The organism is Pseudomonas sp. HY13-MNA-CIBAN-0226 (genome assembly GCF_040310305.1).
GTDB classification, from domain to species: Bacteria; Pseudomonadota; Gammaproteobacteria; order Pseudomonadales; family Pseudomonadaceae; genus Aquipseudomonas; species Aquipseudomonas gregormendelii.
The window spans coordinates 1-258 of the sequence record NZ_JBEOPS010000398.1 but is presented as its reverse complement, the minus strand read 5'-3'; the positions used below and the strand labels follow the sequence as shown (position 1 = coordinate 258).

General features: G+C 60.1%; 1 pseudogene. It reads left to right on the top strand.

Annotated features, from left to right (window positions below):
* Positions 1-189 (top strand): annotated as a pseudogene (locus AAEZ05_RS29250) (HD-GYP domain-containing protein); the annotation flags it as partial.
* Positions 190-258 lie beyond the last annotated feature (69 nt).

Below are 258 nucleotides of genomic sequence, written 5' to 3'. Positions count from 1 at the left end.
GTCGTTGAGCCGGGAATGGAATCACTGCTGACTCCCAAGGTTCGCGTGTTCTTCTCGCTACGCTCGAGAGAGCCGATCCCGATGCAGACCATCGACCTGGCGGCCACGAGTTGCAAGGACAGTATCACTGGCCCCGAAGACCCGACGCTCTGGAACTTCAAGAACCTCGACGACTTGTGGATGGAATAGCCCCCACAAAACGACGGCCCCGTGAGGGAGCCGTTGAACATCGTCGAGCGATGCCCGTCCAGGGAGGGA